Below are 21,041 nucleotides of genomic sequence, written 5' to 3'. Positions count from 1 at the left end.
AAAAAAACCACCCGAAGGTGGTTTTTTGAGTCGTACTCGTTTTATAAGGTACAACGCAAACCGAATTAACGGTTGATGTCGCGTTGAGTGTAACCTGTGTAAAGCTGACGTGGACGACCGATTTTGTAAGGACCGCTGTGCATTTCTAACCAGTGGCTGATCCAGCCTACAGTACGTGCAAGAGCGAAAATTACAGTAAACATTTCTGTTGGGATACCAATCGCTTTAAGGATGATACCTGAGTAGAAGTCTACGTTAGGGTATAAGTTACGCTTGATGAAGTATTCATCAGATAACGCAATACGCTCAAGTTCCATTGCAAGTGCAAGTTGTGGATCGTTGATACCTAAGTCGTTAAGAACTTCGTCACAAGTTTGCTTCATTACTGTTGCACGTGGGTCGAAGTTTTTATAAACGCGGTGACCGAAGCCCATAAGCTTCACTTCTTTAGTCTTCACTTTTTCCATGAAGTCTGCAACGTTTTCTACAGAGCCGATTTCATCAAGCATCTTAAGAACAGCTTCGTTCGCACCACCGTGAGCAGGACCCCAAAGTGCAGAAATACCTGCAGAGATACATGCGTATGGGTTAGCGCCAGTAGAACCAGCTAAACGTACAGTTGAAGTGGACGCGTTTTGTTCGTGGTCAGCGTGAAGCGTGAAAATACGATCCATAGCGCGTGCATGAACAGGGTTAACTTTGTAGTCACGGTCTGCTGGTGTAGCAAACATCATGTACAAGAAGTTTTCTGCGTAGCTTAAGTCGTTACGTGGGTAAACGAATGGTTGACCAACTGTGTACTTGTAGCTCCAAGCCGCTAAAGTAGGAATCTTCGCGATTAAACGAATCGCTGTGATTTCACGGTGGTTAACATCTTCGATGTCCAAATTGTTGTGATAGAACGCAGATAACGCACCAACAACACCAACCATGATTGCCATAGGGTGAGCATCACGACGGAAACCGTTATAGAAACGCTTAACTTGGTCGTGAACCATAGTGTGGTTGCGAACTTTAGCGTCAAAATCAGCTTTTTGTTCTGCAGTTGGAAGCTCACCATTTAATAATAAGTAGCAAGTTTCTAAGTAGTCAGCTTTAGTCGCTAATTGGTCAATTGGGTAACCACGGTGTAAAAGAATACCTTTGTTACCATCAATGAACGTAATTTTAGACTCGCAAGACGCTGTTGCCATAAAACCAGGATCAAAAGTAAAGTGACCTGCCGCCAACACATCCTTAACGTCAATTACATCTGGGCCTAATGTGCCGCTGTAAATTGGTAATTCAATTTCTTTTCCATCAAGCTGTAATACGGCTTTTTTGCCAGTTGCTTCAGACATTCAATAGATCTCCTGTCCTGGTGAATGTTGATCTGACTCGAAGTATCAATCTTTTAATGCGCAAGTCAGACGGATTAAAAATTAGCTCTAAGATTAGAGAGTACTGAAATTTTGTCAATTATACTTATGGATTAAGCAGACGACTATTTATAGAAAAAGTCGAAAAAATTCCAGTAAAAAAATCAATAAAATCACAGCACAGCCGCCGTATCATAAGTCAAAATTTGTCGGATGTGCAGAAAAAAATCATCAATACGGATTAATTGTAAGCAATTTTAAATACTGGTTTTGATGTGCTATTTCTTTAGCAGGATTCAGTCCAATACTTAAATTTATCTAATTCTCATAACTTACACGTTTTTACATACACGGTAGGGTGGTCAGATTGGTTGTAATAGGCAGTAAGTCTGGTATTTAAATTCGATATTGATTGATCAAAAAATGACTGATTAAACTCCTGAAAATAGCCATGATCCATCATATTTTGAGTGGGAAATGATGAAATCTTTGTGAATAAAGCGCGGTTATTTATCCATACAGATACAAAAAATACTGGATAAGTCATTCATTCGCATGATGATTATCATTTTTAATATTTATTTAGGTGTGGTGTTTAAAGTAAATATAAGTTGTATAAATAGATTGAGGTATGTGCCGACATTAAAGTTTAATCCATGATCAGGTGTACCTTGACCAAAGCAAAGTGATGGGCTGTCTGGATCTAAGAGTCTTGTGTTGTGGTTGTAAATTGCTGCAAACAGTGGAGTACACACATATATAGTGCTGCTACTTATATATAAGTATGTGAAAACCCGAAGAACATCTGAAAAACAAAGTACAAATTTATCTTTAGTCTAAATATTCTAAAGCCACTGATTGTGTCATCAAGAGTTTTCACTTTAATAATTTATTTAAAAACATAGATTTATGTTTGATTGTGTGGTTGTGGATGGTAATTGGTTTGTCTTTATACTTGTTAATGATTCTTATTTAAGGGTTTTTTAGCCAAAAAGCCGAGTAGAGTTGTTTGTATTTTAACAGTTGACGTTTTATAATTCAGTGTCGTTTTAAGGTTAGGCATGAATTTGCCTAACAATGCCAGCTTTCCTTCGAATTTATTCCAACAAACTCCGGATGGAGTTTTTACTTACAGGATGCCCGCTGTGAAAAGCAACAGACCTGTCAATTTGTCCATGGGTCAAGTTTTAGAAGTAAACTTAAAATCGCCCGTGGCTATTGCATCAATTCTACACCGTCTTTCTGGTGTCATCGTATTTTTACTCGTACCGGTACTTTTATGGTTGTTAGACAAGTCTTTGTCTTCACCTGAAGGTTTTGCTCAAGTTCAAGAAATTTTTAACGGTTTCTTTGTGCGCTTTATCGTATGGGTATTTGTAGCCGGCTTAATCTATCACTTCATTGCTGGTGTTAAGCACTTACTTGCTGACCTTGGTTTTGCAGAAGAACTGCAAAGTGGTCGCATTGCAGCTACTATTTCATTGATCTTGTCTGCTATCGGTATCGTTGCAGCATTTGTATGGATTGTAATCTAATGAAAAGTGCTACAGGTTTAACGGGTTCAGGTTCTCGCGATTGGTTTATCCAACGTATTAGTGCTGTTGTTCTTGCTGTTTATACCGTTGTGGTATTTGGTTGGATTCTTCTTAACGGTGGATTCAACTTTGAACAGTGGTACGGCTTTATGATGACATTACCAATGAAGATTATGTCTTTATTGGCAGTCTTATCTCTTGTTGCACATGCTTGGATCGGTATGTGGCAAGTATTCACTGACTATGTGACTACTCGTCAAATGGGTCCTTCAGCTTCAGGTTTACGCCTAGTGCTGACTTCAGCAGTGATTATTGCTGTTTTTGCATACGCAATCTGGGCAATCCAGATTTTTTGGGCGAATTGATAGGAAAATATCATGGGCGCGATTAACCCTAAAGAAGATTATACAAATATTCCACACCAATTCTTTGACGCAGTCATCGTTGGTGGTGGTGGTTCAGGTATGCGTGCATCTTACCAACTTGCTCAAGCAGGTTTGAAAGTTGCGGTATTGACCAAAGTATTCCCTACACGTTCACACACTGTTGCAGCGCAAGGTGGTATTGGTGCATCTCTTGGTAATATGCAAGAAGATAACTGGCACTACCACTTTTATGACACAGTAAAAGGTTCTGACTGGTTGGGCGACCAAGACGCGATTGAATTCATGACGCGTGAAGCGCCACAAGTGGTTTATGAATTAGAACACTTGGGTATGCCATTTGACCGTAACGCAGACGGTACAATTTACCAACGTCCATTCGGTGGTCACTCTGCAAACTACGGTGAAAAAGCAGTTCCACGTGCATGTGCTGCAGCTGACCGTACAGGTCACGCACTTCTTCACACGCTTTATCAAAGCAACGTGAAAATGGGCACTCAATTCTTCGTAGAATGGATTGCTCTTGATTTGATCCGTAACGAAGCTGGCGATGTACTAGGTGTGACTGCAATTGACCAAGAAACAGGTAAAATCGCAGTATTCCAAGCGAAAGCGACATTGTTTGCTACAGGTGGTGCAGGTCGTGTGTACCGTGCATCTACAAACGCATATATCAACACTGGTGACGGTCTTGGTATGGCTGCGCGTGCAGGTATTCCATTACAAGATATGGAATTCTGGCAGTTCCACCCAACAGGTGTTGCGGGCGCGGGCGTATTGTTAACGGAAGGCTGTCGTGGTGAGGGTGGTATCCTTCGTAACGATTCAGGCGAACCGTTCATGGAGCGTTATGCACCAACTTTGAAAGACTTGGCGCCACGTGACTTCGTATCACGTTCTATGGACCAAGAAATTAAAGAAGGTCGTGGTTGTGGTCCAAACAAAGACTACATCTTGCTTGATATGACGCACTTAGGTGCAGACACAATCATGAAGCGTCTTCCATCTGTATTTGAGATTGGTAAGAAATTCGCGAACGTTGACTGTACTAAAGAGCCAATTCCTGTTGTGCCTACAATCCATTACCAAATGGGTGGTATTCCAACCAATATTCATGGTCAAGTGGTTGTTCCAGAAAGCCGTGAAACTCAAGAGTTGGTTGCGAACTACAACGCAGAAACTGATACATATACAACCAACGCGGGTGACCGTGACTTTGCTAAACCAGTAAAAGGTTTCTATGCAATTGGTGAGTGTTCATGTGTATCTGTACACGGTGCAAACCGTTTAGGTACAAACTCATTGCTTGACTTGGTTGTATTTGGTAAGGCTGCTGGTCAACACATCATTGAGTATGTGACTAAGCAACATGATGGTGAGTACGAACCACTTCCAACAACTGTACTTGAAAATACTGTGAACCGTATTCGTAAACTTGACGAATCGACTTCAGGTGAAAACGCTCAAGAAGTTGCTGATGCAATTCGTAACATCGTTCAAGACCACGCAGGTGTATTCCGTACTTCAGCATTGCTTGATGAAGGTGTGAAACAAATTCTTGCGCTTGAGCCACGTGTTCGCAACATTCATTTGAAAGACAAATCTAAAGTATTCAACACTGCACGTGTAGAAGCATTAGAAGTTGAAAACTTGTATGAAGTTGCTAAAGCGACACTAATCTCAGCTGCTGCACGTAAAGAATGTCGTGGTGCGCATACGGTTGTAGACTTTGAGTTACCACCAGATCACCCAACTTATTCTTATGGTCGTCGTGATGATGAGTGGATGAAGCATACTTTATGGTTCTCTACAGATAACCGTCTTGAGTACAAACCAGTACGTTACAAGCCGCTTACTGTAGCTGCTATTCCACCTAAACCACGTACATTCTAATTGGGAGAAGTAAGATGAGTAGAGGTACTCGTACATTTAATATCTACCGCTACGATCCTGATAAGGATAAAGCACCGTACATGCAAACTTTTAAGCTTGAATTGACTGATAAGCACCGTATGTTGCTTGATGCACTTCTTGAATTGAAGGTACAAGACGAATCTTTGACATTCCGTCGTTCATGTCGTGAAGGTATTTGTGGTTCTGATGGTGTAAACATCAATGGTAAAAATGGTTTAGCGTGTCTTTGGAACCTAAACGATTTACCAGAAGTGATCACAATTCGTCCGCTTCCAGGTCTTCCTGTAATTAAAGACTTGGTTGTAGACATGAATCAGTTCTACGATCAGTATAACAAGATTCATCCGTTCTTGATCAACAACCAACCTGCGCCACCAAAAGAGCGTTTACAATCTCAAGAAGAGCGTGAGCATCTTGATGGTTTGTATGAATGTATTCTTTGTGCATGTTGTTCAACTTCATGCCCATCATTCTGGTGGAACCCAGACAAGTTCTTGGGTCCTTCAGCGTTGTTGAATGCATATCGTTTCATTATCGATTCGCGTGATACTGCAACTCAAGAGCGTTTGGCTCGTCTTGACGATCCATTCTCTTTGTTCCGTTGTAAAGGTATTATGAACTGTGTATCTGTATGTCCTAAAGGCTTGAACCCAACTAAAGCAATCGGTCACATCCGTAACATGCTTTTAGATATGGCTGGCTAATAGACTGCGTGATCAGTTGAGAAAAGCACACCTAGGTGTGCTTTTTTTTGTGCCAAAATTACGATAAAAGTCGTGTGATAAGTTGCTTGTTTTTGATGAGTACGTAAATAAAAAAATGTTGCATGCAAAGAAGTGATTAAAAAGTGAGTATTTGATATTTTTTAGGTATAACTGTTGGATAAATAGACAAAAACAGCATTTAGCCGACTAAAGTTGCACACAATTGTAATCCAGTGCTGCTATTTTGTTGTAAAGCATGGGCAAATGCCAAGTTTAGCTGCAATATTTATTTTTAGATGTTATCATGTAACGTGTAAGTGAGAGGGCAGATTGAGAGATGTGCTCTCTTTTATTTTATCTGAAATAGCGGTGTTGGACTTTGGTCTAAATTGCATCTGTTTTTTAAATAAAGCACCATATGTTAGATGAAAATAGAATCAGTGTATTTCGCCAATTTATAGGAGGTATGTGTCAAAAAAATCAATTGCATTTCTGAGATCATGTTACGATTAACAAATGACTATATCTGAAAAATGTTGAATTTTTGTACATTTTATCAACATTTTAAGTGCAAATGATGTGTTATTAAATCAGGACTATTGCAGAAAAGTCGTATTAGAAAAGCTAAGACTGAGCACTTATTTTTTCTAAAACGATTTTGCAAAAAATTGCTCGGCTTGGGTCGAGTATATAAATGAGTGATGATGCCAATGAGGGCGTTATGATTCATAAATGACATTGGGTTTTCCTAATGTAGTGATAACGCCTCATGACATATGTCAACTGGGGACTAATGTCATGTTACCAATTTGACATTATCAATCATGGGTTTTGCTTAAAAAGCATCCTGGAAAATGTTTTTGCAATAGGAAATGGGTCCACAAATGCAAGAAGTTGCTGACGCACTGCGTCTTGACACTGAACTTTCCGCTGATAGTGCAGCGTATATTGAAGAACTTTACGAGCATTATTTGACGTCACCGGAATCAGTCGGTGCTGATTGGCGCGAATATTTCGATAAATTCCCGAAGGGTGATCAACCACACAGTAATGTACGTGAGCAATTCCTTTTATTAGGTCGTAATTCAAATCGCGTTCAAGCCATTGTTCAAGGTTCAGTGAGTTCTGAACATGAACAACGTCAAATTGGCGTGTTGCAACTGATTGCTGCTTACCGTAACCGTGGTCACCAAAAAGCAAAATTAGATCCACTAGGTTTGGCAAAACGTGAAGACGTGCCAGATCTTGATCTTGCTGCACATGGTTTAACCAAGTCTGATTTAGATACTGTTTTCCATACAGGTAATTTGGAAATTGGTAAGTCTGAAGCAACACTAGGCGAAATGGTTGATGCCATGCAGGCGATCTACTGCGGTTCAATTGGTGCAGAATACATGCACATTGTTGATACCAAAGAAAGACGCTGGATTCAACAACGCTTAGAAAGCGCACGTGGTAAGTTCACATTTACTGCAGATCAAAAGAAACACGTTCTTGAACGCTTAACAGCAGCTGAGGGTCTAGAAAAATATCTAGGTAATAAATACGTTGGTGCGAAACGCTTTGGTGTAGAAGGCGGTGAATCATTTATCCCGATGGTGAATGAAATCATTCAACGTGCGGGTGCTGTTGGCTGTAAAGAAGTCGTGATTGGCATGCCACACCGTGGTCGTTTGAACCTGCTTGTGAACATCATGGGTAAAAACCCTGCAGACCTATTTGGTGAGTTCGAAGGTAAGAGCTTGCATAAAAAAGGTTCTGGCGACGTAAAATATCACCAAGGTTTCTCATCTAACGTGATGACTCCGGGTGGTGAAGTGCACTTGGCACTTGCGTTTAACCCATCGCACTTAGAAATTGTTGGACCTGTGGTTGAAGGTTCTGTACGTGCGCGCCAAGTACGTCGTAAAGACATTGGTGGTGATGATGTATTGCCATTAATCGTTCACGGTGATGCCGCATTTGCAGGTCAAGGTGTTAACCAAGAAACCTTCCAAATGTCACAAACTCGCGGTTATACCGTAGGTGGTACAGTTCACATTGTGATTAACAACCAAGTTGGTTTCACAACATCTGACCCACGTGACGCACGTTCTACTGAATACTGTACTGACATTGCAAAAATGATTCAGGCGCCAATTTTCCACGTGAATGGCGATGATCCTGAAGCGGTGATTTTTGTATCTCAATTGGCACACGATTTCCGTCATACATTCCGTAAAGACGTTGTGATTGATTTGTTCTGCTACCGTCGTCGTGGTCACAACGAAGCGGATGAACCTGCAGCAACTCAGCCAATGATGTATCAAGTGATCAACAAAAAGACCACTACACGTACTTTGTATGCTGACCAATTGGTGCAAGAAGGTGTGTTGGATCGCGCAGCAGCAGATCAAATGATTGAAGATTACCGCGCAGATTTAGAAGCGGGTAATCACGTTGCGAACGCATTGGTACTTGAGCCAAATACTAAAATGTTTGTAGATTGGTCGCCATACTTGGGTCACGACTATACAGACGTTTGGGATACAACTTTCCCTATCGAGCGTTTGAAAGAACTTGGTCAAACCATGCGTAAACTTCCAGAAGGTTTCGTGATGCAGCGCCAAGTTGCCAAAGTGATTGACGATCGCTTGAAAATGCAAACAGGTGAAATGCCACTAAACTGGGGTGCAGCTGAAACTTTAGCTTACGCATCTTTGTTGGATGAGGGTTACCTTGTTCGTTTGACTGGTGAAGACGTTGGTCGTGGTACTTTCTCGCACCGTCATGCAAAACTGCATAACCAAGTCGATGGTAAAACTTATATTCCACTTTGCCACATCAAAGAGAACCAACCACGCGTTGCAATCTACGACTCATTATTGTCTGAAATGGCAGTATTGGCATTTGAATATGGTTATGCGACGACCCTTCCAAAGAGCTTGATTATTTGGGAAGCACAATTCGGTGACTTTGCCAACTGTGCTCAAGTGGTAATCGACCAGTTCATTTCATCTGGCGAAACCAAGTGGGAGCGTGTGTGTGGTTTAACGATGCTTCTTCCACACGGTTTTGAAGGTCAAGGTCCTGAGCACTCATCTGCACGTTTAGAGCGTTTCTTACAGCTTTGTGCGGAAGAAAACATGCAAGTGATGACACCAACAACACCTGCACAGATTTTCCACGCTTTACGTCGTCAGGCGATTCGTCCAATCCGTAAGCCAATGATCATCATGTCGCCGAAGTCTTTACTTCGTCACAAGTTAGCAGTGTCTAACCTTGATGAGCTTGCAACTGGTACATTCCAGACTGTGATTGATGAAATTGACAACATCAACAAATCAGACGTGACGCGTTTGGTATTGTGTGGTGGTAAAGTGTATTACGACTTGCTTGAAAAGCGTCGTGAATTAGAATTGAACAATACTGCAATTGTTCGTATTGAACAGTTGTACCCATATCCAGAACAACGTCTTGCTGAAGTTCTTGCTTCTTATCCAAACGTAAAAGAATTAGTTTGGACTCAAGAAGAGCCGAAGAACCAAGGTGCTTGGTTATTCATCGCGCCACGTTTATATGATGACGTAATGAAAACTGGTAAACAGATTCGCATTAGTTATGCGGGTCGTGAAGCATCTGCAGCACCAGCGTGTGGTTCACCATATTTGCATGCAAAACAACAAGCTCAGCTCATCAATGACGCGCTTGCGATCGTAGCTGAATAACAGGAGATTCGAAGTAATGGCAACCGAAATTAAAGCACCGGTATTTCCAGAGTCAGTTGCAGACGGTACGATTGCAACTTGGCACAAACAACCAGGTGAAGCAGTTTCACGTGATGAAGTGATCTGTGATATTGAAACCGATAAAGTTGTTTTGGAAGTAGTCGCTCCTGCTGATGGCACAATCTCTGCAATCATCAAAAACGAAGGCGATACAGTTCTTTCTGACGAAGTAATTGCTCAATTTGAAGCGGGTGCTGTTTCTGGCGCTGCTCAAACTCAAGCAGTTCAGTCTGAAGCACAAGTAGAGCAAGCTGCGGCGAAAACTGAAGCAGGCGCTGCGCCAGTTGTTGAGCGTGCACAACCAGTTGCTGACCAAGCACCAGCAGTACGTAAAGCGTTGACTGAAACAGGTATCAATGCTGCAGACGTTTCTGGTACAGGTCGTGGTGGTCGTATCACTAAAGAAGATGTTGCAAATCATCAAGCTAAACCTGCTGCTGCAGCTGCGCCATTAAGCGTTGCGGTAGGTGAGCGTATCGAGAAACGTGTTCCTATGACACGTTTACGTAAGCGTGTTGCAGAGCGTTTACTTGCAGCGACTCAAGAAACTGCAATGTTGACAACATTCAACGAAGTGAACATGAAGCCAATCATGGAAATGCGTGCACAATACAAAGACGCATTTGAAAAACGTCATGGTGCACGTTTAGGCTTTATGTCTTTCTTCGTGAAAGCTGCAACTGAAGCATTGAAACGTTACCCAGCAGTAAACGCTTCTATTGATGGCGAAGACATCGTATATCACGGTTACTACGACATCGGTGTTGCGGTTTCTTCTGACCGTGGTTTAGTGGTTCCTGTATTACGTGATACAGACCGCATGAACTACGCTGAAGTAGAAAACGGTATTCGTGACTATGCTTATAAAGCACGTGACGGTAAGCTAGGTATTGAAGATATGACTGGCGGTACATTCACCATTACTAACGGTGGTACTTTCGGTTCATTGTTATCTACACCAATTCTAAACACGCCACAAACTGCAATTTTGGGCATGCACAAAATCCAAGAGCGTCCTATGGCGGTAAATGGTCAAGTTGAAATCTTGCCAATGATGTACTTAGCGCTTTCTTATGACCACCGTTTAATTGATGGTAAAGAAGCTGTAGGTTTCGTTGTAACAATCAAAGAATTGTTAGAAGAGCCAGCTAAACTCATCCTTGACCTTTAATTCTAAAGAATAAATCAGTGGGCTTGGAGCGATCCTCTAAGCCCATTTTTGGAGATAAAAATGTCTCAACAATTTGATCTTGTTGTTATTGGCGGTGGCCCAGGTGGTTATGAAGCGGCAATTCGTGCGGCTCAACTTGGCTTTAAAGTTGCGTGTATCGAAAAACGTATTCACAAAGGTAAACCATCTTTGGGTGGTACATGCTTAAACGTGGGCTGTATCCCATCTAAAGCATTACTTGATTCTTCACATCGTTATGAAGATACGGTTCATCACTTGGCAGATCATGGTATCACTACAGGTGAAGTACAGTTTGACCTTGCGAAGCTATTAGCACGTAAAGACAAAATCGTTGACCAATTAACTGGCGGTATTGATCAGTTATTAAAAGGTAACGGTGTTGAGTGGTTAAAAGGTACGGGTAAATTGCTTGCAGGTAAAAAAGTTGAGTTCGTTTCTCATGAAGGCGAAACTCAAGTTTTAGAGCCTAAGTATGTGATTCTTGCGACTGGTTCAGTTCCTGTAAATATTCCTGTTGCTCCTGTAGATCAAGACATTATTGTTGATTCTACTGGTGCATTAGAATTCCCAGAAGTGCCTAAGCGTTTAGGTGTGATTGGTGCAGGCGTAATTGGTCTTGAACTTGGTTCAGTATGGCGTCGTCTAGGTGCAGAAGTTGTTGTATTTGAAGCAATGGATGCATTCTTACCAATGGCTGACAAAGCTTTGGCAAAAGACTACCAAAAACTATTGACCAAGCAAGGTATGGATATCCGTATCGGTGCGAAAGTTTCAGGTACTGAAGTTAATGGTCGTGAAGTGACTGTTAAATATACCCAAGGCGGCGAAGACAAAGAACAAACTTTCGATAAATTGATCGTTTGTGTAGGTCGTCGTGCTTATGCTGAAGGTTTATTGGCAGATGACTGCGGTATTAAACTGACTGAACGTGGTTTGGTTGAAGTAAACGATTGGTGTGCAACTTCTGTTGAAGGTGTATATGCAATTGGTGACTTAGTACGTGGTCCAATGCTTGCACACAAAGCAATGGAAGAAGGCGTAATGGCAGTTGAGCGTATTCACGGTCATGCTGCACAAGTTAACTACGACACAATCATTTCAGTAATCTACACACACCCTGAAGCGGCGTGGGTTGGTTTAACTGAAGAGCAAGCGAAAGAAAAAGGCCACGAAGTGAAAACTGGTCAATTCGGTTTCGCGGTAAATGGTCGTGCTTTAGCTGCAGGCGAAGGTGCTGGTTTCGTGAAGTTTGTTGCAGATGCAAAAACAGATCGTTTATTGGGTATGCACGTGATTGGACCTGCTGCGTCTGACATCGTTCACCAAGGTATGATTGCACTTGAGTTTGTATCTTCAGTTGAAGATTTACAATTAATGACATTTGGTCACCCAACCTTCTCTGAAGTGGTGCATGAAGCCGCTTTAGCTGTAGATGGGCGTGCGATTCACGCGATTCAGCGTAAACGCAAATAACACTAAAAAGAGCGGCTTAGGCCGCTCTTTTTGCATTTGATGGTTGTATTTATGGGAATAATCATCTAAAAGTAAAGAGCATAGGAAAAACACCACACAAGGAAAGCAATATTAAAACGCAGGTTTGATATTGGTGGTGATAACTGAATAAAAGAAGTAGTAAAAGGTTAGTCAATGAATCTACATGAGTATCAAGCAAAAGCGCTATTAAAAAAATATGGTATGCCAGTACAAGAAGGCATTTTGGCAACTACAGCCGTAGAAGCTGTGCAAGCTTTCGAGCAACTGGGCGGTAAATTTGCAGTGATGAAAGCTCAGGTGCATGCAGGTGGTCGCGGTAAAGCGGGCGGCGTGAAGGTCGTAAAATCTGCACAAGAAGCAGCAGACTATGCCAACCAAATTCTTGGAACACGTTTGGTCACCTATCAAACTGATGCCTATGGTCAGCCTGTAAACAGTATTTTAGTGGCTGAAGATGTTTATCCTGTAGAGCGTGAACTGTATTTGGGTGCAGTGGTAGATCGTTCTAGCCGTCGCGTCACTTTTATGGCATCTACTGAAGGTGGTGTTGAAATTGAGAAAGTGGCAGAAGAAACCCCAGAAAAAATTATTAAAGTAGAAGTTGATCCTTTAGTGGGTTTATTGCCATTTCAGGCACGTGAAGTGGCTTTTGCATTAAAACTCAAAGACAGTCAAATCACGCAGTTTGTGAAGATTATGACAGCGGCTTATCAGGCATTTATCGACAATGATTTTGCCTTATTTGAAATTAACCCATTGTCTGTACGTGAAAATGGCGACATTTTATGTGTCGATGCCAAAGTCGGTATTGATTCCAATGCGCTGTATCGTTTGCCTGAAGTCTTGGCACTGCGCGATAAAACACAAGAAAATGAACGTGAATTGCGTGCATCAGAATTTGACCTGAACTATGTTGCTTTAGAAGGCAATATCGGTTGTATGGTGAATGGTGCAGGTTTAGCAATGGCAACTATGGATATTATTAAACTCTATGGTGGTCAGCCTGCGAACTTCTTGGATGTAGGTGGTGGTGCAACCAAAGAACGCGTAATTGAAGCCTTTAAAATTATTTTGGCAGATCACTCGGTTAAAGGCGTACTGATTAATATTTTTGGTGGAATTGTACGTTGTGACATGATTGCGGAAGCAATTATTGCAGCGGTTCAGGAAGTAAATGTGACAGTACCTGTAGTGGTTCGCCTAGAAGGGAACAACTCGGAACTTGGTGCAAAATTACTCGATGAATCAGGATTAAAACTTATTTCTGCAAACGGCTTGTCTGATGCCGCAGAAAAAATTGTTGCTGCAGTGAAAGCTTAAGGAGAATCAGGATGAGCGTATTAATTAATAAAGACACCAAAGTATTGGTACAAGGTTTCACTGGTAAAAATGGTACTTTTCACTCAGCACAAGCACTTGATTATGGAACTAAAGTGGTGGGTGGGGTAACGCCAGGAAAAGGTGGTCAAACCCATTTGGAATTACCTGTATTTAACACCATGAAAGAAGCTGTACGTGAAACAGGTGCAGATGCATCGGTGATTTATGTGCCTGCACCGTTTGTTTTAGATTCGATTGTAGAAGCAGTCGATTCTGGAGTAGGTTTGATTGTGGTGATTACGGAAGGTGTGCCAACCATCGACATGCTCAAAGCCAAGCGTTATTTAGAAACCAATGGCAATGGTACACGTTTGGTGGGACCAAACTGCCCAGGTGTGATTACACCAGGTGAATGTAAAATTGGCATCATGCCAGGGCATATTCATCAACCAGGACGAATTGGCATTATTTCACGTTCAGGTACTTTGACCTATGAAGCTGTGGCACAAACCACCAAATTAGGCTTAGGGCAATCGACCTGTATCGGGATTGGTGGTGACCCAATTCCAGGTATGAACCAAATTGATGCTTTAAAATTGTTCCAAGACGACCCAGACACCGATGCGATTATTATGATTGGTGAAATTGGTGGTACGGCAGAAGAAGAAGCTGCGGAATATATCCAGTCGAATGTTAGCAAACCTGTGGTGGGTTATATTGCAGGAGTGACAGCACCTAAAGGTAAGCGTATGGGACATGCGGGTGCAATTATTTCAGGCGGTAAAGGCACTGCGGAAGAAAAATTTGCAGCCTTTGAGCGTGCTGGAATTGCTTATACGCGTAGCCCTGCTGAATTGGGTTCTACCATGTGGCAAGTATTAAAAGATCAAGGTTTGCTTAAATAACAAATTTTGAAGATCTTGATTTTATTCAGTACTCAATCCCCAATTTTGGGGATTTTTTATGTTGAAAAATTAGCCACATTTGAGAGATAAAGTATATGATAAGAGTTAATTTGGTATTGCTTTGTTGCATAAATATGTAAGCATCTGATTTAAATAAATTTAATTTTGTATCAAAAAATAATCAAAACTTTTAAATCATATAGTTATGAAATCTTTGTGCGACAAAGCCGTTCAAGTAATTTTTTGCATCTCGGGAAATTATTTTTATTGTTGTACAAGCTGTATAAACAGCTGATTCAAATAAAAAAATACGCAATGATTGGGGTGATCATTGCGTATGAAAAACGAATCTGCTTTCACAGCTTCGATAACGGAGAAATGTTATGAAATTAGGATTGCTCCTAAAGCATGTAAGTATACTAAACTGAGAATGAATACTATTCCGCAGTATTCAGGTTACGTGATGTTAAATCACGTAAGTAATAAGTGTTTTTTGTGAGTCGAGTCAGCTTGTGTTGATTTTTCACTCAAATAAAAAGTCTCTTATTCATGTGAATAAGAGACTTTAAAATATTTGTATCTACAAAATGCTTAGAAGCGGAATACACCCAAGCCAGCTTTCACTTCATCTAAAGTTTGCTGGGTAATATCACGGCATTTGTCGGTGCCTGTTTTCAAAATATCCATAATGTAGTCAGGATCTTTAGCAAGTTCGATACGACGTTCACGGATCGGCCCAATCAATTCTTTTAGAATGCCTTCCAAACGCTTTTTCACCGTACCATCGCCCAAACCACCACGACGATAATGCGCTTTCAGTTCTTCAAGTTCTTCTTTGTTGGTATCGAAGGCATCTAAATAAGTAAATACTACGTTGCCTTCAACCTGACCTGGGTCTTCGATACGCAGGTGATTTGGGTCGGTGTACATTGCATTGACAGCTTTTTTAATGTCTTTGTCTGTGGCATCTAACACAATGGTATTGCCCAGTGATTTTGACATTTTCGCTTTACCATCAAAACCAGGTAAACGTCCGACATTTGACAACAATGCCTGACATTCAGGTAGCAAGTCATGACCAATTTGACGATTCACCCGACGCACAATTTCATTGGTCTGTTCAATCATTGGAATTTGGTCTTCACCTACAGGAACGACCGTTGCTTTAAATGCAGTAATATCGGCTGCTTGAGCTACAGGGTAGCACAGGAAACCTGCAGGAATATCACGCTCAAAACCACGCATCTGAATTTCAGATTTAATGGTTGGGTTACGCTCCAAACGTGCCACAGTCACGAAGTTTAAATACAACATGGTGAGTTCGTTTAATGCAGGCAGGCAAGATTGCACGCAAATGGTGGTTTTTGTTGGATCAATCCCCACCGCTAAATAATCGGTTGCTACCTCAATAATATTACGACGGACTTTTTCAAAGTTATCGGCATTGTCAGTTAAGGCTTGAGCATCGGCAAGTAACAGGTGTTGATGATGTGAGTCTTGTAAACCTACACGTGAACGTAAAGAACCCACAAAGTGACCTAAATGTAGTTGTCCAGTTGGACGATCGCCTGTCAAAATCACAGGACGATTATCTTGATTACTCATTTTTTATTCCAAGTCGTATCTACGACATCTATGTACCGATGAATTGCTACATTGTAAGGCATAACATTTTTCAATGTCACTTCCTTAAGTGAGTTGAATAGAATTTGCTGTAAAAAATTTTGCTGTAAAAATTAATGAAGTAAATACAGACCCTATATAAATTCAGTTTTAAAATAACTTGAAAATCATATAAGGATAACAACGCAATGGCGAGCAGCTTATTACTTTTATTAGATGACATTGCAACAGTTTTAGATGATGTGGCAGTTATGAGCAAAATGGCTGCAAAAAAAACCGCAGGGGTTTTGGGCGATGATTTGGCGTTGAATGCGCAGCAAGTCAGTGGTGTACGTGCAGAGCGTGAGTTGCCTGTGGTATGGCGTGTGGCTAAAGGTTCATTCATCAATAAGCTAATTTTAGTACCGCTCGCGTTATTAATTAGTGTCGTTGCGCCGTGGTTAATCAATCCTTTATTGGTGGTTGGTGGTCTATTTTTAAGTTATGAAGGTGTGGAAAAAATCATGCACACCTTACAACACAAAAAAGCCCAAACGGCTAAAGAAGCGCAACTTGAGCTAATTCAAACTGAGCAAGACCTTGCGGCTTATGAAACCGAAAAAATTAAAGGTGCTGTGCGTACTGACTTTATTTTATCGGCGGAAATTGTGGTGATTTCTTTGGGGACTGTGGCTGCGGCAGGCTTTCTAACCAAAGTGACAGTATTAAGTTTAATTGCGATTGCCATGACGGTGGGTGTCTATGGGTTCGTTGCGTTAATTGTCAAAATTGATGACATTGGTTTATATCTCACAGAACAAGCTGCCAATTTTAAACAACGTATTGGGCATGGTTTACTGGCATTTGCTCCAGTTTTAATGAAGACATTATCTGTAGTTGGCACTGCAGCGATGTTCTTGGTTGGTGGGGGAATTATCAATCATGCTATTCCTTTTGTGCACCATTTCACAGAAGATACGGTAGAGTATGTACAAGACATCCCAACGATGGGCAGTATTGTAGGTTCAGTCACGCCAATGTTGATGAACCTTGTCGTGGGTATTTTGGCAGGCATCTTGGTGGTGATTGTGGTCGCACTTGTTCAAAAAGTGTGGTCAAAGTCTAAATCGGCTTAATCTATTATCAGAGTTTAAGAGAAGGATAAGAATAATGCGTTGGAAAGGTCGTCGAGTTAGCACGAATGTAGAAGACCGCCGTGGTGGCGGTGGAGCAAAAGCGGGCGGTATCAGTATTTTGGGCTTAGTGGTGGCCTTTGTTGCATGGAAGTTCTTTGGCATCGATCCGCAATCGGCTTATCAAGCGACCAAGCAAGTCACCTCACATGCGCAAAGTGCTGAAACTAAAGGTTTAGATAATCCAAGTCCTGAACAACAAGAGGCGATGGAGTTTGTGGGCACTGTTTTGGCCGATACAGAAGATACGTGGTCACAAGTGTTTCAGCAGCAGTTAAATAGCCAATATATACCACCTAAACTGGTGTTATTTACAGGTGTGGTCAATTCTGGCTGTGGTACGGCACAATCGGCAATGGGGCCATTTTATTGTCCTGCCGATCAAAAAGTATATATTGATACTTCATTCTTCCAAGCCATGCGTCAGCAAATGGGCATTGGTGGTGAACAAAATCAGACTGAATTAAGCCGAAATGATCAGGCGGGCGATTTTGCTCAAGCCTATGTGGTGGCGCATGAAGTTGGGCATCATATTCAGACCATTTTAGGGATTTCAGAACAAGTGCATAAAGCACGTCAGCAAGTCAGCGAAGTACAGGGTAATCAGCTTTCGGTACGTCAGGAATTACAAGCGGACTGTTTATCGGGAGTGTGGGCGCATCATAACCATCAACGTACTCAATTCCTCGAACAAGGTGATATTGAAGAAGCAATGGATGCGGCACATAAAATTGGCGATGACTATTTACAAAAACGTGCACGTGGGCAAGTCGTGCCTGATAGCTTTACGCATGGTACCAGTGCACAGCGCGTACAATGGTTCCAGACTGGCTTAAAATCAGGCTTGATCAGTGATTGTGATACATTCAATGCCGCAATTTAACTGACTTAAAAATCAAGTTTTATAAACAAAAGGAGTGCTGCCAGTCGCTCCTTTTTTATAGGCTAAATGAATGCGAGTGGATAGATGCAAACAACGTTAAGCCGTAAACCGAGTGATGAATTAGCACACATGATTTTGAACGTGGTGTGTTTGATTCCAGCAGGTCAGGTTGCGACCTATGGGCAAGTGGCACGCCTAGCGGGTCTGCCCAAACATGCACGTTTGGTCGGTTATGTCCTCAGGCATTTATCGGCAGAACATACTGTGCCGTGGCATCGGGTGATTAATGCGCAAGGAAAAATTAGCCTAAGCAAACTAAACGCCCAAGGAGAAAATATACAAACTTTAAAATTACAGGAAGAAGGGATTGTGGTAATTGCAGAAAAGGTGAATTTAAAACAATACCAATGGCAGAATTAAACTGAGCTGCTAAATCGAGCGTTTAATATTGAGATATAGTGATACTGAGAAAATTTGCTGAATAGAGTGCTGCAAATAAAAATTTTAGAACAAACAAAGAAATCTAAATGAGAGGGGAAGTTCCTCACTTCCGTAGAAATGAGGAACACGCAATCTTATTGACGTACAACCAATACAGGTGTTGTACCTTCACTTAGGATGCTTTGCGCAACGCTACCTAAGAATAATTTTTTCAAGCCAGTGCGGCCATGTGAACCAATCACGATAAGGTCAGCATTTAAGTCTTTTGCAGCATTGGTAATTTCGCGTGCAATTACTTGACCTTCAAGTAGTTTAGTTTCAGCTTCAACACCTTGTTCAGTGAATTTTTGCTTTGCTTCTTCTAAAGTTTTTACGATAGAAGCGCGAGCGCGTTCAATCAAGTCATTGGTTTGGTTTGCAGTGATGTATTCTGCAGCAATATACGGGTCAAGTGTAAGTACTTGTACCACAGTGATTTTACTACCAAATGCTTTTGCAAGTTCAGCAGCTTTTGCAACAGCGGCAAAAGAAGTTTCAGAACCGTCCACTGGTACGAGGATGTTTTGGTAAGCCATGAGTGTTTCTCCTTATTGTAATTTCAATACTTTAATAAAATATTCGCTCTGAGTCCTGTCTTATCTTACGCTGAATTCATATAGAATAAAACCCAGTAATTTCATAAAGATAATTGAGTGCTGTAAGTCCTTATTTCACCTTAATTTAGCATGAAATTATGAAGCTGTGCTTTCAATTCAACTAAAGTTTTAGTCATTTTTTGTTTGCGTGTTTGTCAAAAAATCGATCAGTTGATTGACATCATTACTCTGCAATTGTTCGCGGATTTTCAGTAAATATTTTTCATCAAAATCATACAGTTTTAGCGCCAAAAGTTGAGCAATCTCTGTTTCACTAAAGCGGTATTTAATTACTTTGGCAGGTACACCTGCCACAATAGCGTAAGGCGGTACATCTTGCGTAACCACTGTACCTGTCGCCACAATTGCACCTTCGCCTAGTTCAACACCTTGCATAATCATGGCGCGACTGCCAATCCAGCAGCCATCGCCAATTGTGGTATCACCTGCCGCAACAAAACTGCGAGTATCAAACGGAAAAGCCGAAACCCAGTCACTGCGATGCAATTGATTGCCACCCATCATAATCACGCATTCCGCACCAAAACAGACAAAATTGCCAATATGTAATTGATCAATTGGCTTGTCTGCTGTTGCAGGTTTGTCATGTAAATAACGCACAACACAACGTTCAAAACCCTGATCCCAATAGGCTGAATAATAAGAGTAATTGCCTTTGATGTGGATGTTGGGGTTTTTCACAGTTTTGGAGATGAACTCAAATTCGCACCAGTGTTTAACAGGGGAATTAATCAGCGTTTCGGACATGGTTTTTTCGTGTGGAGAGATGAGGGGATTATATCTGAAATTTTGAACCTCTCCCTAGCCCTTTCCTAGAAGGAGAGGGAATGTTCAAAATATTAGTTGACCACTACACTTTAGTGATTTGAAAGCTTAAGTATCTATCTTAAAAAATTCCACAAATACATAAAAACATTTTTAACACTGTTTGGAAATAAGAATCCCCAAATAGCAAAAAAGAGTGATGATGCCAATACGATACTGACAGGACTGGTTTGTGTATTGATAAAGAGTCCCCAGACTGGAATTAAAATCAGTCCTAACACAGCCCCAGAAAGCGCATAAACAAATGCATGAATGATGCGATTTTCCATCTTATTTTCCTCTATTTTTATCGCAGTATAATCTATAAGCTCGGCTGTATGATTTATAGGCAAAAAAAACCCCTCAAAGAGGGGCATCGCGTGTAGTCATCTTTATTAAAACTTAAAGATATTCTACATTCACAATTTCATATTCCACTTCGCCTTGCGGAGTGACAATTTTGGCTTCATCGCCTTCATTTTTGCCCAACAAACCGCGTGCAATAGGCGAATTCACTGAAATTTTATTGATTTTAAAATCAGCTTCATCATCACCTACAATTTTGTAGGTTTTTTGCTCTTCGGTGTCTAGGTTTTCAATGGTCACAGTCACACCAAAAACCACACGTCCGTTTTGTTCCAATTCTTTAACATCAATTACTTGGCAAGCGCCTAATTTACCTTCGATGTCTTGGATACGACCTTCGCAGAAACCTTGCTGTTCACGTGCGGCATGGTATTCAGCATTTTCTTTTAAATCGCCATGTTCACGCGCTTCTGCAATCGCTGCAGTAATACGTGGACGTTCAACCGATTTAAGTTGTTGTAATTCTTGCTCTAAAGCGTGTTTACCTTCAGGCGTCATAGGATAACGTTGCATGTTGTCCCTCT

Annotated in this window: 18 protein-coding genes; 12 read left to right on the top strand and 6 right to left on the bottom strand. The window is 41.2% G+C overall.

The annotated features are described in order from the left end of the window. Positions 1–65 precede the first annotated feature (65 nt). Positions 66–1,340: a citrate synthase gene (gene gltA, locus FTU71_RS00695; RefSeq protein WP_096901013.1), complete on the bottom strand. Its 1,275-nt coding sequence runs from the start codon at positions 1,338–1,340 to the stop codon at positions 66–68. A 1,154-nt stretch (positions 1,341–2,494) separates the two neighbouring features. Between gltA and sdhC the strand changes: the two genes are divergently transcribed. The 9 genes from sdhC (at position 2,495) to sucD (ending at position 14,572) form a co-directional block, all read left to right on the top strand. Beyond that, a complete protein-coding gene (gene sdhC / locus FTU71_RS00690; RefSeq protein WP_026438062.1) occupies positions 2,495–2,893 on the top strand; it encodes a succinate dehydrogenase, cytochrome b556 subunit in 399 nt (132 codons plus the stop codon). Then, the gene (gene sdhD / locus FTU71_RS00685) at positions 2,893–3,258 is read left to right on the top strand and encodes a succinate dehydrogenase, hydrophobic membrane anchor protein (RefSeq protein ID WP_004972200.1); all 366 of its coding nucleotides are present in this window, start codon (positions 2,893–2,895) and stop codon (positions 3,256–3,258) included. The genes sdhC and sdhD overlap by 1 nt, the downstream gene beginning before the upstream one ends. Positions 3,259–3,270: 12 nt before the next feature. Further along, complete coding sequence (locus FTU71_RS00680; protein WP_004972199.1) at positions 3,271–5,169, top strand: FAD-binding protein; 1,899 nt, start codon at positions 3,271–3,273, stop codon at positions 5,167–5,169. Between the two features lie 14 nt (positions 5,170–5,183). Beyond that, the gene (locus tag FTU71_RS00675; RefSeq protein ID WP_004972196.1) at positions 5,184–5,894 is read left to right on the top strand and encodes a succinate dehydrogenase iron-sulfur subunit; all 711 of its coding nucleotides are present in this window, start codon (positions 5,184–5,186) and stop codon (positions 5,892–5,894) included. 884 nt (positions 5,895–6,778) lie between these two features. Continuing rightward, positions 6,779–9,601, top strand: a complete 2,823-nt coding sequence (locus FTU71_RS00670; RefSeq protein WP_096901045.1) for a 2-oxoglutarate dehydrogenase E1 component — start codon at positions 6,779–6,781, stop codon at positions 9,599–9,601. Positions 9,602–9,617: 16 nt separating this feature from the next. Further along, positions 9,618–10,832 carry a 2-oxoglutarate dehydrogenase complex dihydrolipoyllysine-residue succinyltransferase gene (gene odhB / locus FTU71_RS00665; protein WP_180111160.1) on the top strand — a complete coding sequence of 405 codons (1,215 nt, stop codon included), beginning with the start codon at positions 9,618–9,620 and terminating at the stop codon, positions 10,830–10,832. A 60-nt stretch (positions 10,833–10,892) separates the two neighbouring features. After that, on the top strand, positions 10,893–12,326 hold the full coding sequence (gene lpdA / locus FTU71_RS00660; protein ID WP_004972188.1) for a dihydrolipoyl dehydrogenase: 1,434 nt from the start codon (positions 10,893–10,895) through the stop codon (positions 12,324–12,326). A 174-nt stretch (positions 12,327–12,500) separates the two neighbouring features. Then, entirely contained in the window at positions 12,501–13,667 is a 1,167-nt protein-coding gene (gene sucC, locus FTU71_RS00655) for an ADP-forming succinate--CoA ligase subunit beta (RefSeq protein WP_070153939.1), read from the top strand. 11 nt (positions 13,668–13,678) lie between these two features. Then, positions 13,679–14,572 carry a succinate--CoA ligase subunit alpha gene (sucD, locus tag FTU71_RS00650; RefSeq protein WP_096901008.1) on the top strand — a complete coding sequence of 298 codons (894 nt, stop codon included), beginning with the start codon at positions 13,679–13,681 and terminating at the stop codon, positions 14,570–14,572. A gap of 591 nt (positions 14,573–15,163) precedes the next feature. Here the strand turns inward: sucD and trpS are convergent. Further along, positions 15,164–16,177 (bottom strand): tryptophan--tRNA ligase, encoded by a 1,014-nt coding sequence (gene trpS / locus FTU71_RS00645; protein ID WP_004972183.1) that lies wholly within the window; start codon positions 16,175–16,177, stop codon positions 15,164–15,166. Between the two features lie 206 nt (positions 16,178–16,383). Between trpS and FTU71_RS00640 the strand changes: the two genes are divergently transcribed. The 3 genes from FTU71_RS00640 to FTU71_RS00630 all read left to right on the top strand — a co-directional run bounded on the left by FTU71_RS00640 (position 16,384) and on the right by FTU71_RS00630 (position 18,670). Next, entirely contained in the window at positions 16,384–17,310 is a 927-nt protein-coding gene (locus tag FTU71_RS00640) for a DUF808 domain-containing protein (protein ID WP_131260671.1), read from the top strand. 34 nt (positions 17,311–17,344) lie between these two features. Then, entirely contained in the window at positions 17,345–18,250 is a 906-nt protein-coding gene (locus FTU71_RS00635) for a neutral zinc metallopeptidase (protein WP_136144278.1), read from the top strand. An 84-nt stretch (positions 18,251–18,334) separates the two neighbouring features. Further along, positions 18,335–18,670: an MGMT family protein gene (locus FTU71_RS00630; protein WP_004972177.1), complete on the top strand. Its 336-nt coding sequence runs from the start codon at positions 18,335–18,337 to the stop codon at positions 18,668–18,670. 155 nt (positions 18,671–18,825) lie between these two features. Here FTU71_RS00630 and FTU71_RS00625 read toward each other — a convergent pair whose 3' ends face one another. The 4 genes from FTU71_RS00625 to greA all read right to left on the bottom strand — a co-directional run bounded on the left by FTU71_RS00625 (position 18,826) and on the right by greA (position 21,030). After that, positions 18,826–19,266, bottom strand: a complete 441-nt coding sequence (locus FTU71_RS00625) for a universal stress protein (RefSeq protein ID WP_004972175.1) — start codon at positions 19,264–19,266, stop codon at positions 18,826–18,828. A 189-nt stretch (positions 19,267–19,455) separates the two neighbouring features. Further along, positions 19,456–20,094 (bottom strand): CatB-related O-acetyltransferase, encoded by a 639-nt coding sequence (locus tag FTU71_RS00620; protein WP_167845851.1) that lies wholly within the window; start codon positions 20,092–20,094, stop codon positions 19,456–19,458. Between the two features lie 134 nt (positions 20,095–20,228). Further along, on the bottom strand, positions 20,229–20,441 hold the full coding sequence (locus FTU71_RS00615) for a hypothetical protein (RefSeq protein WP_004972171.1): 213 nt from the start codon (positions 20,439–20,441) through the stop codon (positions 20,229–20,231). 112 nt (positions 20,442–20,553) lie between these two features. Beyond that, on the bottom strand, positions 20,554–21,030 hold the full coding sequence (greA, locus tag FTU71_RS00610) for a transcription elongation factor GreA (RefSeq protein ID WP_004972169.1): 477 nt from the start codon (positions 21,028–21,030) through the stop codon (positions 20,554–20,556). Between the last annotated feature and the right edge of the window lie 11 nt (positions 21,031–21,041).

The sequence above is a fragment of the Acinetobacter sp. YH12136 genome (assembly GCF_013418545.1).
In the GTDB taxonomy this organism is placed as follows: Bacteria; Pseudomonadota; Gammaproteobacteria; order Pseudomonadales; family Moraxellaceae; genus Acinetobacter; species Acinetobacter towneri.
This window is presented reverse-complemented; position numbering and strand designations above follow the sequence as displayed.

What these genes read in the sequence shown, in the direction of transcription:
- gltA (WP_096901013.1), bottom strand. Translation starts at nt 1,340, where the DNA reads ATGTCTGAAGCAACTGGCAAAAAAGCCGTATTACAGCTTGATGGAAAA.
- sdhC (WP_026438062.1), top strand. Translation starts at nt 2,495, where the DNA reads ATGCCCGCTGTGAAAAGCAACAGACCTGTCAATTTGTCCATGGGTCAA.
- sdhD (WP_004972200.1), top strand. Translation starts at nt 2,893, where the DNA reads ATGAAAAGTGCTACAGGTTTAACGGGTTCAGGTTCTCGCGATTGGTTT.
- FTU71_RS00680 (WP_004972199.1), top strand. Translation starts at nt 3,271, where the DNA reads ATGGGCGCGATTAACCCTAAAGAAGATTATACAAATATTCCACACCAA.
- FTU71_RS00675 (WP_004972196.1), top strand. Translation starts at nt 5,184, where the DNA reads ATGAGTAGAGGTACTCGTACATTTAATATCTACCGCTACGATCCTGAT.
- FTU71_RS00670 (WP_096901045.1), top strand. Translation starts at nt 6,779, where the DNA reads ATGCAAGAAGTTGCTGACGCACTGCGTCTTGACACTGAACTTTCCGCT.
- odhB (WP_180111160.1), top strand. Translation starts at nt 9,618, where the DNA reads ATGGCAACCGAAATTAAAGCACCGGTATTTCCAGAGTCAGTTGCAGAC.
- lpdA (WP_004972188.1), top strand. Translation starts at nt 10,893, where the DNA reads ATGTCTCAACAATTTGATCTTGTTGTTATTGGCGGTGGCCCAGGTGGT.
- sucC (WP_070153939.1), top strand. Translation starts at nt 12,501, where the DNA reads ATGAATCTACATGAGTATCAAGCAAAAGCGCTATTAAAAAAATATGGT.
- sucD (WP_096901008.1), top strand. Translation starts at nt 13,679, where the DNA reads ATGAGCGTATTAATTAATAAAGACACCAAAGTATTGGTACAAGGTTTC.
- trpS (WP_004972183.1), bottom strand. Translation starts at nt 16,177, where the DNA reads ATGAGTAATCAAGATAATCGTCCTGTGATTTTGACAGGCGATCGTCCA.
- FTU71_RS00640 (WP_131260671.1), top strand. Translation starts at nt 16,384, where the DNA reads ATGGCGAGCAGCTTATTACTTTTATTAGATGACATTGCAACAGTTTTA.
- FTU71_RS00635 (WP_136144278.1), top strand. Translation starts at nt 17,345, where the DNA reads ATGCGTTGGAAAGGTCGTCGAGTTAGCACGAATGTAGAAGACCGCCGT.
- FTU71_RS00630 (WP_004972177.1), top strand. Translation starts at nt 18,335, where the DNA reads ATGCAAACAACGTTAAGCCGTAAACCGAGTGATGAATTAGCACACATG.
- FTU71_RS00625 (WP_004972175.1), bottom strand. Translation starts at nt 19,266, where the DNA reads ATGGCTTACCAAAACATCCTCGTACCAGTGGACGGTTCTGAAACTTCT.
- FTU71_RS00620 (WP_167845851.1), bottom strand. Translation starts at nt 20,094, where the DNA reads ATGTCCGAAACGCTGATTAATTCCCCTGTTAAACACTGGTGCGAATTT.
- FTU71_RS00615 (WP_004972171.1), bottom strand. Translation starts at nt 20,441, where the DNA reads ATGGAAAATCGCATCATTCATGCATTTGTTTATGCGCTTTCTGGGGCT.
- greA (WP_004972169.1), bottom strand. Translation starts at nt 21,030, where the DNA reads ATGCAACGTTATCCTATGACGCCTGAAGGTAAACACGCTTTAGAGCAA.